Consider the following 16,322-nt stretch of genomic DNA (forward strand, 5'->3'; position numbering starts at 1 on the left):
CTTCCCTCCATATGCCGAACGTTTCGGTGTATTCGATGCACGCCTTCATGGAAAGCGAATATGAGCGTTATGGAATATCCCACTCAGGTAATATTTACGATGGGTTGAGTTGGGCTCTTTCGATTTTTTACACCAAAAACAACAGGCGCAATGCTGGCCTATCGCTTGACGTTAACCCTCGCTGTCGTAGACTCCGCTCATCCGTCAGGGAGTAGCGGTTATGCAGCGTTTTCGTGGTTGGGTTTTTGGATTGACCTTTATAACGTGTGCAGTTCAGGCGCAAACGCCCGGGCTGGGCGATCCGCTGCTGGATAGCCCAGCGGTCGGGGCGGGTGCCGCAAGCAGTGAGGCGCGGGGTGTGCTTCGCGCTCGAGATCAGGCGGTTCTGGCCAGTGAGCTGTCCGGGCGGATTGTCGAGTTGCCGTTCAGTGAGGGCGAGTCGTTCAAGAAGGGCGACGTGCTCGCGCGGTTCGATTGCTCGGCCTATCAGGCGCAACTCAATGCCGCGCAGGCGGCTGGCCGCGGCGCCGGTGAAGAGCTGGCGCACAACAAACAATTGGCCGCACTCAATTCCGTCGGGCGTTTCGAAGTGGCGCGGGCTGAGGCCAAGGTCAGCGAAGCCCAGGCGCAATCTCAGGTTTATCAGGTGCAGGTCAAACGCTGCAGCGTGATCGCGCCGTTCGACGGGCAAGTGGTCGAACGCAAGGTCAAACGCTATGAGAGCGTGCCGGCTGGTGCGCCGCTGCTGGACGTGGTTGACAACCGCACGTTGGAAATCCATCTACTGGTGCCGTCGCGCTGGATGGCCAAACTCAAGCCAGGCCAGACGTTTTCCTTTATTCCCGATGAAACCGGTCAACCGATCGAAGCCACGGTCAAACGCCTCGGCGCGCGAATCGACGAGGGCAGTCAGACCCTGTTGCTGGTCGCCTCACTCCCAGAAGCCAAAGGCCTGCTGGCCGGCATGAGCGGCACGGCGCATTTTCCGGAGCTTGATTGAACGCCCCCGTCGGTGGCGGCGCCGGGCAGGTATTTGCGCGCTTTCTTGACCTCGAACGCCAGACCCGTGCTGCCCGCGACGCCGCGCAACTGGCCTACAGCCTGGTCAATGACGGCCAGTCGCTGTTCGGTTTTCGCCACGTAGCGTTGTTGATCGCTGGCAAGGTGCAAGCGGTGACCGGCGTCAGCGCGGTTGAGCCCAATGCGCCGTTCGTGGCGTTTGTCGAGCAAGCCGTGGCACAGTTGTTCAAGCAGGATGTGCTGCAGCAGGCGCGGGTGATTGCGCCGCAGTCGCTCGGCGAATCGATCCAGGCCGATTGGCGTAGTTTGTCCGCCGCACACGTGTTCTGGCTGCCGTTGATTGATCGGGATAGGCAAGTGTTCGGCGGCTTGTGGCTGGCCCGCGATGTGCCGTGGAATCCTTCCGAACACGTCTTGCTCTCGCAACTGGGCGACACCTACAGCCACGCCTGGCTGGCGTTGCAGCCACGCACACCATGGCGGTTGCGCTGGACACGTAAACGTCAGGTAGCACTGGTCGCGGCGCTGTTGCTCGGGCTGTTCATCCCGGTGCGTCAATCGGTGCTGGCACCGGCCGAAGTAGTACCACTGGGCGGCCGTGTGGTAGCGGCACCGCTGGACGGGGTGATCGCCGAGTTTCTGGTCAAACCCAATCAGACGGTGAAAACCGGCGAACTGTTGCTGCGCTTCGAAAGCACCACCCTCACGGCTCAGGCCGATGTGGCCGAACGGGCATTGGATGTGGCCGAAGCCGAACTCAAATCCAATTCCCAGCGCTCGTTCACCGATGCCGAATCCAACTCGCGGATGGACTTGCTGGCCGCGCGCGTCGAGCAAAAACGCGCCGAACGCGACTACGCACGCGAACTGCTCAACCGCAGCGAAGTGCGTGCCGAACGCGATGGCATCGCGGTGTTCGCCGATGCCGAACGCTTGACCGGCAAACCCGTGCAGACCGGCGAACGCCTGATGGAAATTGCCGACCCGAACCAGGCCGAACTGCGTATCGAACTGGCCGTGGGCGACGCGATATCGTTAGAGCCCGGTGCCGAGATCGCATTGTTTCTCGACAGCGACCCCTTGAAGCGCCACCTCGCGACGCTGGAGCGCTCGGCCTACGAAGCACAACCGACGGCTGGCGGGCAACTGGCGTATCGGCTCGACGCCAATTTCGTCGACGCACCGCCGCGCATCGGCCTGCGCGGTACGGCGAAAATCTTCGGTGACCGTGCGCCGCTGGCGCTGTATCTGTTGCGTCGCCCATTGGCCGGTCTGCGCCAGAGCGTGGGCCTGTAAATGACCCTGCCGAGCCTACGTGCCGACCTGCAACTGTCGCCCGCAGCGCCAGCATTGGATGGCTCGCCACGCTGGACCCTGGCCGACCCGGTGCGCGGGCGTTATTTCAAACTGGGCGCGGCGGCGATGCGCCTGTTGCGCCACTGGGCGCTGGGCGATACCGAGCAGGTCCTGCGTGCGGCCAATCGTGAGCCGGGCCTACCGCTGGACGGCACCGAGCTCGAGCAACTGCTGGAGTTTCTCCGTGGGCACGATTTGATCAGTGCCCTCGACGATCAACAGCGCGCCAGTTATCGGCTCAAGGCCTTGGCGCAGAAACAGAGCCTGTGGCAAATCCTTCTGCATCAGTACCTGTTTTTCCGCATACCGCTGTGGCGTCCAGACGCCTTTCTCAATCGCGCCTGGCCGTGGCTGGAACGCTTCGGCCCACGCGTGTTGCGCTACGGCTTGCCGGCAACGTTGGCGCTCGGGGTGTTTCTGGTCTCGCGGGACTGGCAGCGGTTTGTCGGCACTTTTCCGCACCTGTTCAGCCTCGGCGGCGCATTGGCGTTCGCCATGGCGCTGTTCTTTGCCAAGCTTTGTCATGAGTTCGGCCACGCGTTCATGGCCAAGCGCGCCGGGTGCCGGGTGCAGAGCATGGGCGTGGCGTTCATGGTGCTGCTGCCGATGTTCTACACCGATGTCAGCGATGCCTGGCGCGTCAATGATCGTCGTGCACGGTTGTTGATTGGCGCCGGTGGCGTGCTGGCTGAATTGCTGTTGGCGTGCATCGCACTGCTGGCATGGTCGTTGTTGCCTGATGGCCCGGGACGCACGGCGGCGTTCATGCTCGCCAGCGCCACCTGGATCACCACGCTGGTGGTCAACCTCAATCCCTTCATGCGTTTTGACGGCTACTTTCTGATCAGCGATTTGTGGCAAGTCGACAACCTTCAGGGCCGTGCGTTTGCCTTGTGTCGCTGGCGCTTGCGCGAGTTTTTGTTCGGTTATGGCGCACCCGCGCCGGAACCTTGGTCGCCGAAAATGCAACGGCGTTTGCTGATCTGGGGGTATGGCTCGTGGTTATGGCGTGCGGCGTTGTTTTTCGGGATCGCGCTGGCGGTCTATCACCTGTTCTTCAAGGTGCTGGGGATCTTCCTGATGCTGGTGGAACTGGTGTGGTTCATCTTTCTGCCGATCATGCGTGAATGGCGCCAGTGGTGGAGCCGCCGTGAGCAGGCGTATGGCCCGCGCGTGGTGCTCTTCAGTCTGGCATTGCTGGGGTTGATGCTGGTGCTGATTGTGCCTTGGCGCAGCGCCGTGGAGCTGCCGACGATGTTAGAGGCCGGACGTGCAAGCGCTCTGTATGCACCCACTGCGGCGCGGGTCAAAGCGGTGAAAGTGCAGGACGGTCAGAAGGTCGCCCAAGGGGATGTGCTGATCGAACTGGAATCTCCGGATCTCGATTCGAAGCGCGCCATCGTGCGGCGGGAGATCCAGATCCAGCAGTTGCTGATGCGCCGACAGGCCGGCCGCAGTGAAACAGCGGCGGACGCCGGTGTCGTTGAGCAAAAACTGGCCGAAGCGGTGGCCGAATACCGCGGGCTCACGGCCCGCCGTGAACGCCTGTTGCTACGCGCGCCGCACGCCGGACATGTGCGTGATTTGCTGCCGAACCTGAGCGTCGGGCGCTGGATTTCGAGCAAGGATGCACTGGCCCGAGTCGTCGAAGACGGCACACGCCTGCGTGGTTATCTGGCCGAAGCGCAGTTGTGGCGGGTCGAGCCCGGCGCCAGCGGCCGGTTCATCGCCGACGACCCGATGCACCCGGCGCTCGCGGTGCAACTGGACGAAGTCGACACCAACGGCGTTGCCTACGTCGATCAGCAAGCACTGACGTCCGATCACCACGGGCCGATTGCCGTGCGCCGCGATCAACAGCAACGGGCGGAACCGGTGCAGGCGCAGTACGGCGCGCGCTTGAGTGTGCTCGATAACGCGCCAACGCCGCTGCAACCGTTGCGCGGCGTGGTCGTGTTGCAGGGGCGCGGCGAGTCGTTGCTGGGTGTGGCATGGCGGCGGATGGCGGCACTGGGTGTCAGGGAAAGCGGTTTTTAACGGAGAGCGGCGATGACGAATAACGCAGCAGTGGCAGCAGAGGGATTGGTAGTGCGGCCTTCGCGGGCAACCGACGGCCCATTTCTGCAAAGCCTTTATCAAACGGCGCGACCGGATCTGCAATGGATCGACGACGAGCCGGAACAGGTGCAGCAAATAGCCGCCCAGCAGTTTCAGGTGCAGGAACAGGGCATGGGGGATAACTACCCCAACGCCATGCACTACGTGGTGGAAAAACTCGGTACGGCTATCGGTGCCTTGAGCACTGATTTTGGCGCAAACGAAATTCGCGTGTTGTATCTGGCGTTCATCCCGCCGGCGCGTGGCCAGGGTTTTGGCCGCGCCGTGCTGCAAGGCGTGCAGAAAGCCGCGCAACAGATTCGCTGCCCGGTGGCGACGGTGGTGTGGAGCAGCAATCGCCAGGCACGCCAGCACTATTTGGCACTGGGATTTGCCGTGGAAGAAAGTAATCCGGCCGCCGAAAGACTTGTCTGGTATCCCCAATAAACGGATAGGGTCTTTTCGCAAGCGCGCTCGCGCCCACCGGGGGATGTTTGTTGAGTCAGTTGAAGGCGATGTGGAAGTAGCCCAACTGCGGATCCCGTCCCATCGGCGGCACCCGGGAAACGAAGATGTCCTGCACCTGCCCGAGCTCTGGCAGTTGCAGCGCACACAATCCATCGACAAATTCAGTCGGTTCCAGACTTCTCAATTCGACACTGAATGGCATCCGCTCGCTGTAGCGCATTTTCGCGGCGGGCTGCTCTTCAAGGTATTCGATGTGGATTTGCAGTGCACTGCCATCAGGCAGGTGCAGGATGCTGCTCCGGCCCAGCAGTTCCTGGAAATGTTGGCTTTGAATCGTCTGCAACATAGCTTCGCTCCAGCCAAGTAGGAAGCCGGGGGACAGCCCCCCGGCAGTCGTTCAGTTGCGTGCAGGGAAAATGCCTTGCAGCGCGATGCTGAAGTTGAGCACCAGATACGGGTTCATGATCGCCATCGACTGGCCGTTGCCCGTGGGGGTGATAGTGCCGCTGATCGCGGTCTGCGCACCTTTGAGGGGGACGGGCGAAGCGCCTTGTGCGTCCGAGAAGATATTCGCCAGACCTGGCCCTGTGCCCGAAGCACCGATATAGGCGTTGGTGGCGGTCGGGGCGCCCAACGGGTTGCTCGCCGGGTTGGCCAGTTGCACGGTGGTGGTGGCCGTGAGGCCGGCCAGTGTGTGAGTGTGGGTTGGCAGATTATTGAGGGTTGGAATCACGGCTTCAGTGCCGGCAACTTCACCCATTACGCGAGTCGACAGGCCCTGACCTGTGCCCTGGCAGATCGGCATTCGACTCTGCAGATTGGGCAGTCCGAACGTCTGGACACCGTTGCCGCCATAGTTGGTGCCCAGCAACGCAAACAGCGCGCTGTATTGCGAAACACTCATCATCTGACCGTTGCAAAAGGCCCAGCCGCTGGGCGCGTAGTTGAAGGCAAACGTCATAACAGTGCCCATGTAAACGTCCATAAATTCCTCATCCCTTCTGATTGATTGTCGGCGGGCCGCGAGTGGGTTCAGGCTTGTGCTTTTGCTTGGGCACTCCGTGGCCAGGTCACGCCACGCCACAGCGTAGACCGGGATCGGCGAGGTTGCCGGATGTCGTGGAACAGCGAATGGCATCGACGCTCATCACACGTCTGCCCTCAAGTGCTACAGGCTCAAACGTAGTGGGCGCCGTGAGACGACGAGAGCAAGCAATGGCGGTAAACGGAGTTGAGCCGGTATTCATCAAGCGGTAGCTGACGGCGTTTGCGTTGGGCTCGCCGATGCTCGCGTCGTTGGCCATCGCCCGTTTGTAAAATCGTGTACGGGTGTTGGTGTCGCTGGTCGGGGCCGAACTGACGGGGAATCGCCAGGTCTCGTTGGCGGCAGCGCTTGAGGGGCCTGGCGAATGCATGGCGTTTGCGGCGACTTGGCAAGTTCGCGCTGGTGGAGCGCAGCGCGAGTCTTCGTCGCGAAGCTGGCGGTTAAATCAGTCCTGCGTGGACCTAATCGTTTCACCTTTCTTTTCGCGATAAAAAATTAATTGATTAGTTCTTTTTGCTCTTAACTGATGTCAAAACACTACTAGTCGTGGGGTCAATGTTGAACTACGCTTCGTCGAACAAAAGGACTTTCGATTACGGTGAATGGATTGCAGCAGTTCCACTTTGTCGCCGGTTTGCCGCGCTCAGGCTCGACCCTTCTTTCTGCGATCCTTTTGCAGAATCCGCGGTTTCACGCCGGTATGACCAGCCCGGTTGGCTCTCTCTTTTCCAGCGTGCTCGAGCAATGCAGCGCCGGCAGTGAGTTCGGCGCGGTGATCGACACCCAGACGCGCCGCCGTCTGCTGCGTGGTCTTTTCGATTCCTACTACGCCGACAAGACCGACAAACCGGTTGTGTTTGACACCAACCGGCAATGGAGCTCGCGGCTGCCCGCGCTCAACGACCTGTTCCCCAAAGCCAAAATCATCGCTTGCGTACGCAACGTTGCGTGGGTGATGGACAGCCTTGAACGGCTCTATCGCGCCAACCCTTACGAAAACACCAAGCTGTTCGGTGACGCCGTCGAGCGCAACACGGTCTACAGCCGCTGCGAAACCCTGGCTCAGCGTAACCGGCTGGTGGGTTTTGCCTGGGCGGCGCTCAAGGAAGCCTATTACGGCGAGCACGCCGACTCGTTGCTGATCATTGATTACGAGTTGCTGACTCAGGCCCCGGAGCGAGTGCTGCGGCTGGTCTACGATTTTATCGGCGAGCCGTGGTTCGAACACGATTTTGAACATCTGGCGTACGACGCGCCCGAATTCGATCAAGCCCTTGGTGTTGCCGGCCTGCACAAGGTCAAACCCAAGGTTGCTCTGCAGTCACGGCGCACGATTCTGCCGCCTGACCTGTTCAAGCAATACGCTGATTTGTCTTTTTGGCTTGATGGCTCAGCCAGCGCTGCCAATGTCATTCGTATGAAGTCCGACGCCGCGGTCAACTGATCGCGGCGTTTTTCATTGATGCGTCAACAACTGTGTTCGAATCCGGGTGAGCAGCATGTGGTGGAGCAAGCAGAAGTCGCGAGTAACCGAATGTCAGCAGACGCTTGCCGCGCCGATGATCATGTCGCTGGAACCGCGCATGCTGTTCGACGGAGCCGTTGCGGCGACGGTGGCCGATACCGCTGCCCAGGCTGACAGCCACACCACGGCGGATGCAGCGAAAACGCCGACGGCCGATCAGCCGGTGGCCAGTAAGGACACCCACGGTCAGGCCGATGCGACACCGGCCGTCAGCCCCGTCGCAGTGCCGGGGCAGAGCGTGGTATTCGTCGATTCACGGGTCAAGGACGCCGACAGCCTGCTCCAGGGCATTGCTCCCGGCACTCAGGTGGTGAAACTCAACGCGACCCAGGACGGCTTGCAGCAGATCGCCGATTATCTTGATCAGCATCAAGGCGTCAGCTCGGTGCAGATTATTGCGCACGGCAACGCTGGCGATCTGTGGCTGGGCAACAGTTATCTGTCTGCCGACAACGTCGCGCAGCGCAGCGCAATCCTCGGCGAAATCGGCAAGGACATGAACGTTGGCGGCGACATCCTGATTTACGGCTGCTACACCGCCGAGGGTGATCGCGGCTTGAATTTCGTCGACTCGCTGGCGCAGTTGACCGGACGGGATGTGGCCGCTTCGAACAACCGCACCGGTGTCGGCGGCGACTGGGATCTGGAAATTGCCACCGGCACCATCGAAAGCGCCAACGTCCTGTCGACCAAGGCAATGAGCGAATATCAGTGGGGCCTGGCCACCTGGACCGCGACTAACAACCTCGACTCGGGAGTCGGCTCGTTGCGTACGGCACTGGCGTCTGCGCAAAACGGCGACATTGTCACCTTCAACGCCGGTATGACCGTGCAGCTCAACTCCGAGTTGTTGATCAACAAGAACATCACCGTCGATGGCGATCTGAATAACGACGGCGTGGCCGACGTGACCCTCGATGGGCAATACAAGACCCGTGTGGTGGAAGTCACTTCCGGCAGCACCGTGACACTGGACGGGCTGGTGATCACCAAGGGACTGGTGGCCGGCAATGGCGGTAACGGTGGCGCGGCAGCGGCGGGCGCCATGGGTGGCGGGATTTTCAACGCCGGCATTCTTACGCTCAATAACGTGACGGTCACTGCCAACGCCGCTTCCGGTGGTGGCGGCGGCGGTGGCTTATCCGGTGGATACTCCGGTGGCGGCGGCGGTGGCGGCGGTGGGATCGGTGGCGGTAACGGTGGCCATGGTGGTTCGACAGGCCCAGGCAACTTGAGCTATGCCGGTGGGGCCGGCTCTGCCAATACCGGTGGTTATGGCGGCGGCTACACCCAGAACGACATGGGCGGGCGCGGCGGTACCAGCATTGGCGGCGTCGGCGGCAATGGCGCCTCCGGCTACAGTCACGGCGGCAACGGTGGCTCCGCGACCAATAGCACGCTGTCCATTGGTGGCGGCGGTGGTGGTTCGGGCTGGAACGCGGTCGGCGGCGTTGGTGGCAGCGCGGCCGGTGGTATCTACAATGCCTCGTCCGGCACCTTGAAAGTCATCGGCACGTCAGTCATCAGCAACAACCTCGCGGCGGGTGGTGGCGGCGGTGGGGGTGGCAGCGGCGGCAACCTTGCCAACGGCGGTGACGGTGGCCGTGGCGTCGGGGCCATCTGGAACAACGGCGGTACGGTATTGATCACCGCTGCCAACGTCGCCGCCATGACCGGCAACGCGGCGGCCAGTGGTGTTGGCGGCCCTTCAAACAGCGGCTCGACAGGCGCTTCGCCCAGTTCCACGGATGCGGTTTACAGTACCGGCGGCACGTACAACCCCAACTACGTCGAGCCACCGACCGCGACCATCGTACTGGCGGACAGCGCCCTGAAAATTGGCGAAACCTCGCTGGTGACCATCACCTTCAACACGGCAGTCACCGGTTTCACCAATGCCGACCTGACCATCGCCAACGGCACGTTGACGGCCGTGAACAGCAACGACGGCGGTATCACCTGGACCGCGACTTTCACGCCGACCAACGGCATTACCGACACCACCAACGTCATCACCCTGGACAACACCGGTGTGGCGGCCGTCTCTGACGGTACCGTGGGTGTCGGTACCACCAATTCCAGTAATTATGTAATCGATACCCAGCGCCCGACGGCCACTATCGTTGTTGCTGACACGGCCCTGAAAGTCGGTGAAACGTCGCTGGTGACCATCACCTTCACTGAAGCGATCAGTGGTTTCACCAACGCCGACCTGACCATCGCCAACGGTACGTTGTCCGCCGTGAGCAGCAGCGACGGAGGCATTACCTGGACGGCGACGTTTACGCCGAGCGGCGGTGTCACCGACACCACTAACCTGGTCACGCTGGATAATACCGGGATCGCTGATCTGGCCGGTAACGCCGGCAGCGGTACCACCGATTCCAACAATTACGCCATCGACACTGTGCGCCCGACGGCCACCCTTGTCGTCGCGGACACCGCGCTCAAGGCTGGGGAAACCTCGCAGGTCACCATCACGTTCAGCGAGGCCGTGACCGGTTTCACCACCGCCGATCTGTCCGTGGACAACGGCAGCGTGAGCGGTTTGAGCAGCAGCGACGGCGGGATCACCTGGACGGCGACCTTCACGCCAACCAATAACGTCAGCGATACCACCAACCTGATCACCCTGGACAACACCGGCATCTCCGATCTGTCCGGCAATGCCGGCAGCGGCACCACCGACTCCAACAACTACGCCATCGACACGCAGCGCCCGACCGCGACCATCGTCGTCGCCGACAACGCCTTGAGAATCGGCGAAACATCGTTGGTGACCATCACCTTCTCCGAGGCCGTGATGGGTTTCAGTAATGCCGACCTGACCATCGCCAATGGCACGCTGAGCGCCGTGAGCAGCAGCGATGGGGGGATCACCTGGACGGCAACCTTCACACCGACCGCCAACATGACCGATCTCACCAACCTGATCACCCTGGACAACAGCGGGGTCAGTGACTTGAACGGCAATGCCGGCAGCGGCACCACCGACTCCAACAACTACGCCATCGACAACCAGCGCCCGACGGCCACTGTCGTGTTCGCTGACACAGCCTTGAAAATCGGCGATACATCGTTGGTGACCTTCACCTTCTCCGAAGCGGTGACCGGGTTCAGCAACGCCGACCTGACCATCGCCAACGGCACGCTGACGGCCGTGAGCAGCAGCGATGGCGGTGTCACCTGGACGGCAACGTTCACCCCGACCAGCAATATCACCGACGCCACCAACCTGGTGACCCTGGACAACACCGGCATCGCTGACCTGGCCGGTAACGCCGGCAGCGGCACCTCCGATTCGAACAACTACGCCATCGACACGCAACGCCCAACCGCGACCATCGTGCTGGCCGATACCAGCCTCAGTGCCGGTGAAACGTCGCTGGTGACCATCACCTTTTCCGAGGCAGTGACGGGCTTCACCAACGCCGATCTGAACATTCCCAATGGCACGTTGACCGCCGTGAGCAGCAGCGATGGCGGCATCACCTGGACGGCGACGTACACGCCTACGCTCGGGGTCAACGATACGAGCAACGTTATAGGCCTGAACAACACTGGCATCGCTGACCTGGCCGGTAACGCCGGCACCGGCGTCACCAACTCCGGCAACTTCGTGATCGACACGATGGTGCCGACGGCCACTCTTGTGGTCGCCGACAACAGCCTGAGCATCGGCGAGACCACCACGGTGACGATCACCTTCTCCGAGGCCGTGACGGGCTTCAGTAATGCCGACCTGACCGTCGCCAACGGCACGTTGAGCGCCGTGAGCACCAGCGACGGTGGCATCACCTGGACGGCGACCTTTACCCCAAGCGCCAATATCACCGACGCGACCAACCTGATCACCCTGGACAATACCGGGGTGCAGAGCGGGTCTGGCAACGTGGGGGTCGGCACCACGGATTCGAACAATTACGCCATCGACACCCAGCGCCCAACCGCCACCATTGTGGTAGCCGATACGGCGCTGGGCATTGGCCAGGCCACCACCGTCACTGTCACCTTCAGCGAGGCAGTGACCGGTTTCACCCTGGCAGACCTGACTGCTGAAAACGGCACGCTTTCCGGGCTGAACACCTCGGATAACATCACCTATACCGCGACGTTTACCCCAGCAGCCGGCATCACCGACACCAGCAACCTGATCACCCTGGACAACACCGGTATCGTCGACGGGGCAGGCAACGCCGGGAGCGGCACCAGCGATTCGAACAACTACGCCGTCGACAGTCAGCGCCCGACCGCGACCATCGTCGTGAGCGACAACGATCTGCGCCCCGGTGAAACAGCGACCGTGACCATCACCTTCAGCGAAGCGGTGACCGGTTTCGACAATTCCGACCTGGGCGTCGTCAATGGCACGCTGAGCAACGTGTCGTCGAGCGACGGCGGTATCACCTGGACGGCGACGTTTACCCCGACCATTGGCGTCAGCGACGCCAGCAACCTGATCACCCTGAACAATACCGGCATCAGCGATCTGGCCGGTAATGCTGGCACTGGCTCCACCAACTCGGGCAATTACGCAGTGCATACCGAAGTGCCGACCGCAACCATTGTTGTCGCAGACACCGCGCTCAAGGCCGGGGAAACCTCGACGGTGACCATTACCTTCAGCGAGGCCGTCGCAGACTTCAGTAACGCTGACCTGACCATCGTCAATGGCGCCCTGAACAGCGTCGTGAGCATTGACGGCGGCATTACCTGGACGGCGACGTTCACACCCACCGGCAATATCACTGACACGACCAACGTCATCACCCTCGACAACAGCGGTGTGGTCAATACATCGGGCAACAGCGGCGTGGGCACCACGGACTCGAATAATTTCGCGATCGACACCGCACTGCCCACCGCCACGATCGTGGTGGCCGACAATCGCCTGGGCATCGGCGAAACCACCACCGTGACGATCACCTTCAGTGAAGCGGTGAGCGGCTTTGACCTGTCGGACATCAGCGTCGCCAACGGCACGCTGTCGAACCTGAGCAGCAGCGATGGTGGCATCACCTGGGTCGCCACGCTGACGCCGACCGCCAACGTCAACGACACAAGCAACCTGATCGTGATCGACACTGCCGGCGTGCAGGATCTGGCCGGCAACCTCGGTGCGAGCATCGCCATCTCCAACAATTACGCGCTCGACGCGACCCGGCCAACGGTGAGCATCGTGGTCGCCAACCCGACTCTGGGTATCGGCCAGACCACCACCGTGACGTTCACCTTCAGCGAGGCGGTGAGTAACTTCGACCTGTCCGACCTGAGCGTGACCAACGGCGAATTGAGCAACCTGAGCAGCAATGACGGCGGCAACACCTGGACCGCCACGTTCACGCCAACCGCCAATGTGACCGACCCGAGCAATTTCATCGCGCTCGACACGAGCAACGTCACGGATCTGGCGGGCAACGTCGGCAGCACCGTGGCGGTGTCGAACAACTATGCCCTGGACAGCGAACGGCCGACCGCCACCGTGGTGGTCGCCAATCCGAACCTGGGTGTTGGCCAGACCTCGCAGGTGACGATCACCTTCAATGAGGTGGTCAGCGGTTTTGATCTCTCTGACATCAGTGTCGCCAATGGCACCTTGTCCAACCTGAGCAGCAATGACGGCGGCAAGACCTGGACCGCGACCCTGACGCCAAGCGCCAATGTCAGCAGCGCCAGTAACGCAATCACCGTCAACCGGGGCGGCGTCAGTGACCTGGCGGGCAATAGTGGCAGCGGTGTGAGCCAGTCCGACAATTACGTGGTGAACACGGCCGCTACGCCGACCTTCGTGGTCACACCGAATCCGCAGTTCCGCAGCAGTGATCCGGTGACGTTCCCCGATGTGCCTTACACCGCGCTGCAACCGATCGTGTTCAGCGCACCGACGGGCGACCTTGGCTCACCGCTGACCTTTACGCCGTTGTTCGAACAACGGGTGATTGGCAACGGCATCCGTCCCTTGGGCGACATATTCATGAACCATGGTGCCCTGAGCCCGAGTTTCCTTGCTCAGGTGTTCACCAGCAGTGACAGCACGGGTGACGGCGCCGGGCATGGTTTCCTTGGCTTTGGCGGCGGCGATGGTGGGGTGTTCGGCACCAGTACGCTCTCCAGTCTGTTCAATCAGAACAGCGACGCCGCGCGTGATTCGCTGAATGCCTTCGGCAGCCATTCGATCAAGGCCGGCGATGCTTCCCAAGGGCTGCGCGGCGTGTTTGGCGCCCCGTCCCTGGTTGAGCAATTGCAGCAACTCAAAGACAACGAGCAGCACCGGGTCTACAACTTGGCGTGCGCTCTGCAACAGGCCGGCATCAGCGAAATGTCGGCCTGATAACACACAACTCATTAACACTGAGCGGGACCTAGGGGCGATCCAGGGATGAATAAGAGTCAGAAGTTGTTCGGCGCCAGCCTGCTGGCGCTAGCGATCAGCGGGTGCGCAGTCACCAGCGAACCGATTGAGCGCAGCGTCAGTGAACAGCGGGCCAGAACCGACCTGCAAAACATGTACAAGGATCAGGAGCCGCTGCGCGGCCCTCTGACGCTGCATCAGGCCATGGCCCGCGCAGTGAAGTACAACCTTGAAGGCCGCTTGAAGATCATGGAGGAAGCGCTGGCCAAGCGGCAGCTCGACCTGGCCAGCTTCGACATGCTGCCGCGCATGGCGCTGGATGCCGGGTATGTGGGGCGTAACAACGTCAGTGCTTCCAGTAGCCAGAGCGTGCGCACCGGCACCCAGTCGCTGGAACCGTCGACCTCGCAGGATCGCGACCGCGAAGTGGCGGATCTGACCATGGTCTGGAACGTCCTCGACTTCGGTGTCAGCTATATCAGCGCCAAACAACAGGGTGATCAGCGCCTGATCGTGCAGGAACGTCGGCGCAAAGTGATCAACACCATCGTCCAGGATGTGCGCTCGGCGTACTGGCGAGCGATGGCCGCCGAACGTTTGCTCAAGCAGATCGACAGCTTGATGGTACGGGTCGACGCTGCCCGAAAAAACAGCCAGAGCATGAGCGAACAACGTATCGGCGACCCGGTTCAGGCCTTGGGTTATCAGCGCTCACTCATCGAAGCCACGCGTCAATTGGAGGAGCAGCGCCGCGCGCTGTCACTGGCGAAAACCGAACTGGCCACCCTGATCAATCTGCCGCTGGGTACAAATCTCACGTTGGCCACTGATGCTGGTTATCAGGTTCCCGAACTCAAGGTCGATCTGGCAAAGCTCGAACAGGAGGCTTTGACCAGCCGTCCGGAACTGCGCGAGCAGGATTACCAGACGCGCATCAGCGCCGCCGAAACCCGCAAAGCCATGCTGCGTTTGCTGCCAGGCCTGGAGTTTTCGGCCGGCGGGCATTACGACAGCAACTCGTTCCTCGTGGAGCAAGGCTGGGCCGACTACGGCGTAAAAATCACCTGGAACCTGTTCAACGTGATCTCCGCTCCAGCGGCGATCAACGTCGCCAAGGCAGGCGAAGAAGTCGCCGCTGCACGGCGTGAGGCGATGTCGATTGCAGTGCTGGCGCAGCTTTATGTGGCCAACGCCAACTATCAAGAGGCGTTACGCCAGTTCAAGACCAGCCAGCAGTTGTCCGACATTGACGGGCAAATCGTTGGCCAGTTGCGCAATCGTCATCAGGCCGCAGGCATTGGTGAACTGGAGTTGATTCAGGGTGAGCTGAACAACCTGCAAGCCGACCTGCGTCGTGATCTTTCTTACGCCGATCTGCGCAATGCCTACGGCCAGATTTTCGCCAGTGCCGGGCTCGACCCGCTGCCGGATCAAGTGCAGTCCACGGACGTGCAGGCGATCGCGAACGCACTGGCCAAGCGTGAGTCGGCGTGGGCGGCGGGGGATATTTCGTTGCCAGTGGTGGCGAATGCCTCGGTGCAATGACGTGCTGGCGCCGAGCGCCAGCATCAGCCGTATGCAACGCGAGGTCCGCAATGGCCATCGCGGTGCGGCCATTTTGCTGACCGGTTTGCCGGCGGCGGGCAAATCAACGCTGGCTCAAGCGCTGCACGCCACGTTGTTCGGGTGTGGCTGGCAAACGGTGGTGCTTGATGGCGATAGCTTGCGTATCGGGCTCAGTCGGGATTTGGGATTCAGTGACGCGGATCGCCAGGAAAACATTCGCCGCGCCAGCGAACTCGCCGCTCTGCTGGTGGAAAATGGTCAGATCGTGATTCTGGCAATGATTGCGCCATTGGCCGAACTGCGCGAAGTCTTTGCCCAACGTTTGGGCGAGGACTATCGCGAGGTCTGGTGCAGCGCTTCATTGGCGGTGTGCGAGCAGCGTGATCCGAAAGGGCATTACGCTCGGGCGCGACGAGGTGAGTTAGCCGGATTTACCGGGGTCTCGGCGCCGTATGAGCCACCGTTGCAGGCCTCGTTGGTGCTCGATACGGGTACGCAGACAGTGGAGGCCTGTCTTGATCGTCTGGTGACCTGGCTCGGCGAGTGCTCGGTGCTGCATAAGACATGAGCTGTGCGGCGTATTCGCGACTGCCGGTGCCGGTAGATTTGCCACGGTTGCTGCAGGCGTTGGCGTCAATTGCCGAAGACGCCTGGCGCAGTCACTTCAACACGCAATATTTCTCGAGGGGTTGGATAGGCATGGCGCTGATTACGACAACCGACAAGCCAATCTATGTGAGGCCATTCAGTCAAAAACAAGACGTCACTAAAACTTTATAGGATAGACAGGCGTATTGTGCCTTGGTGCACCTTGCGTCAGCGACTGATCAATTGAGCGGGCGAAGCCCGTGCAGGCCATGCGCCGCGCGGGCCGGTGACGGTGATCAATGCCT

The 16,322-nt window shown here is 61.4% G+C and carries 10 protein-coding genes; 8 read left to right on the forward strand and 2 right to left on the reverse strand.

Translation table 11 applies throughout. The features are described 5' to 3' along the window. Positions 1–220 precede the first annotated feature (220 nt). From E0F99_RS09675 to E0F99_RS09690, 4 genes are read left to right on the forward strand one after another with little or no spacing between them, the layout of a single operon-like run. Positions 221–1,000 carry an efflux RND transporter periplasmic adaptor subunit gene (locus tag E0F99_RS09675; protein ID WP_083356692.1) on the forward strand — a complete coding sequence of 260 codons (780 nt, stop codon included), beginning with the start codon at positions 221–223 and terminating at the stop codon, positions 998–1,000. Further along, positions 997–2,316 carry an efflux RND transporter periplasmic adaptor subunit gene (locus E0F99_RS09680; RefSeq protein ID WP_130908753.1) on the forward strand — a complete coding sequence of 440 codons (1,320 nt, stop codon included), beginning with the start codon at positions 997–999 and terminating at the stop codon, positions 2,314–2,316. The genes E0F99_RS09675 and E0F99_RS09680 overlap by 4 nt, the downstream gene beginning before the upstream one ends. Further along, positions 2,317–4,413 carry an efflux RND transporter periplasmic adaptor subunit gene (locus E0F99_RS09685; protein ID WP_130908754.1) on the forward strand — a complete coding sequence of 699 codons (2,097 nt, stop codon included), beginning with the start codon at positions 2,317–2,319 and terminating at the stop codon, positions 4,411–4,413. It begins immediately after the preceding gene. A 12-nt stretch (positions 4,414–4,425) separates the two neighbouring features. Then, positions 4,426–4,920: a GNAT family N-acetyltransferase gene (locus tag E0F99_RS09690; RefSeq protein WP_083356689.1), complete on the forward strand. Its 495-nt coding sequence runs from the start codon at positions 4,426–4,428 to the stop codon at positions 4,918–4,920. 55 nt (positions 4,921–4,975) lie between these two features. On the opposite strand, the gene E0F99_RS09695 is transcribed toward E0F99_RS09690, so the two are convergent. Beyond that, positions 4,976–5,287, reverse strand: a complete 312-nt coding sequence (locus E0F99_RS09695; RefSeq protein WP_083356688.1) for a DUF6916 family protein — start codon at positions 5,285–5,287, stop codon at positions 4,976–4,978. Positions 5,288–5,338: 51 nt separating this feature from the next. Then, positions 5,339–5,926 (reverse strand): phage tail protein, encoded by a 588-nt coding sequence (locus E0F99_RS09700; protein WP_083356687.1) that lies wholly within the window; start codon positions 5,924–5,926, stop codon positions 5,339–5,341. Between the two features lie 658 nt (positions 5,927–6,584). On the opposite strand from E0F99_RS09700, the gene E0F99_RS09705 reads away from it, so the two are divergent. Genes E0F99_RS09705 through cysC form a run of 4 tightly spaced genes read left to right on the forward strand, consistent with a single transcriptional unit; the run spans position 6,585 to position 15,997 of the window. After that, on the forward strand, positions 6,585–7,430 hold the full coding sequence (locus tag E0F99_RS09705; protein WP_083356686.1) for a sulfotransferase family protein: 846 nt from the start codon (positions 6,585–6,587) through the stop codon (positions 7,428–7,430). Positions 7,431–7,485: 55 nt separating this feature from the next. Then, on the forward strand, positions 7,486–13,842 hold the full coding sequence (locus E0F99_RS09710) for an Ig-like domain-containing protein (protein WP_083356685.1): 6,357 nt from the start codon (positions 7,486–7,488) through the stop codon (positions 13,840–13,842). Between the two features lie 48 nt (positions 13,843–13,890). Continuing rightward, on the forward strand, positions 13,891–15,408 hold the full coding sequence (locus E0F99_RS09715; RefSeq protein ID WP_083356684.1) for a TolC family protein: 1,518 nt from the start codon (positions 13,891–13,893) through the stop codon (positions 15,406–15,408). Beyond that, positions 15,392–15,997 carry an adenylyl-sulfate kinase gene (gene cysC / locus E0F99_RS09720; RefSeq protein ID WP_083356683.1) on the forward strand — a complete coding sequence of 202 codons (606 nt, stop codon included), beginning with the start codon at positions 15,392–15,394 and terminating at the stop codon, positions 15,995–15,997. Before E0F99_RS09715 ends, cysC begins: the two co-directional genes overlap by 17 nt. The last annotated feature ends 325 nt before the right edge of the window (positions 15,998–16,322 follow it).

This window comes from Pseudomonas antarctica, assembly GCF_900624995.1.
GTDB classification, from domain to species: Bacteria; Pseudomonadota; Gammaproteobacteria; order Pseudomonadales; family Pseudomonadaceae; genus Aquipseudomonas; species Aquipseudomonas antarctica.

What these genes read in the sequence shown, in the direction of transcription:
- E0F99_RS09675 (WP_083356692.1), top strand. Translation starts at nt 221, where the DNA reads ATGCAGCGTTTTCGTGGTTGGGTTTTTGGATTGACCTTTATAACGTGT.
- E0F99_RS09685 (WP_130908754.1), top strand. Translation starts at nt 2,317, where the DNA reads ATGACCCTGCCGAGCCTACGTGCCGACCTGCAACTGTCGCCCGCAGCG.
- E0F99_RS09690 (WP_083356689.1), top strand. Translation starts at nt 4,426, where the DNA reads ATGACGAATAACGCAGCAGTGGCAGCAGAGGGATTGGTAGTGCGGCCT.
- E0F99_RS09695 (WP_083356688.1), bottom strand. Translation starts at nt 5,287, where the DNA reads ATGTTGCAGACGATTCAAAGCCAACATTTCCAGGAACTGCTGGGCCGG.
- E0F99_RS09700 (WP_083356687.1), bottom strand. Translation starts at nt 5,926, where the DNA reads ATGGACGTTTACATGGGCACTGTTATGACGTTTGCCTTCAACTACGCG.
- E0F99_RS09710 (WP_083356685.1), top strand. Translation starts at nt 7,486, where the DNA reads ATGTGGTGGAGCAAGCAGAAGTCGCGAGTAACCGAATGTCAGCAGACG.
- E0F99_RS09715 (WP_083356684.1), top strand. Translation starts at nt 13,891, where the DNA reads ATGAATAAGAGTCAGAAGTTGTTCGGCGCCAGCCTGCTGGCGCTAGCG.
- cysC (WP_083356683.1), top strand. Translation starts at nt 15,392, where the DNA reads ATGCCTCGGTGCAATGACGTGCTGGCGCCGAGCGCCAGCATCAGCCGT.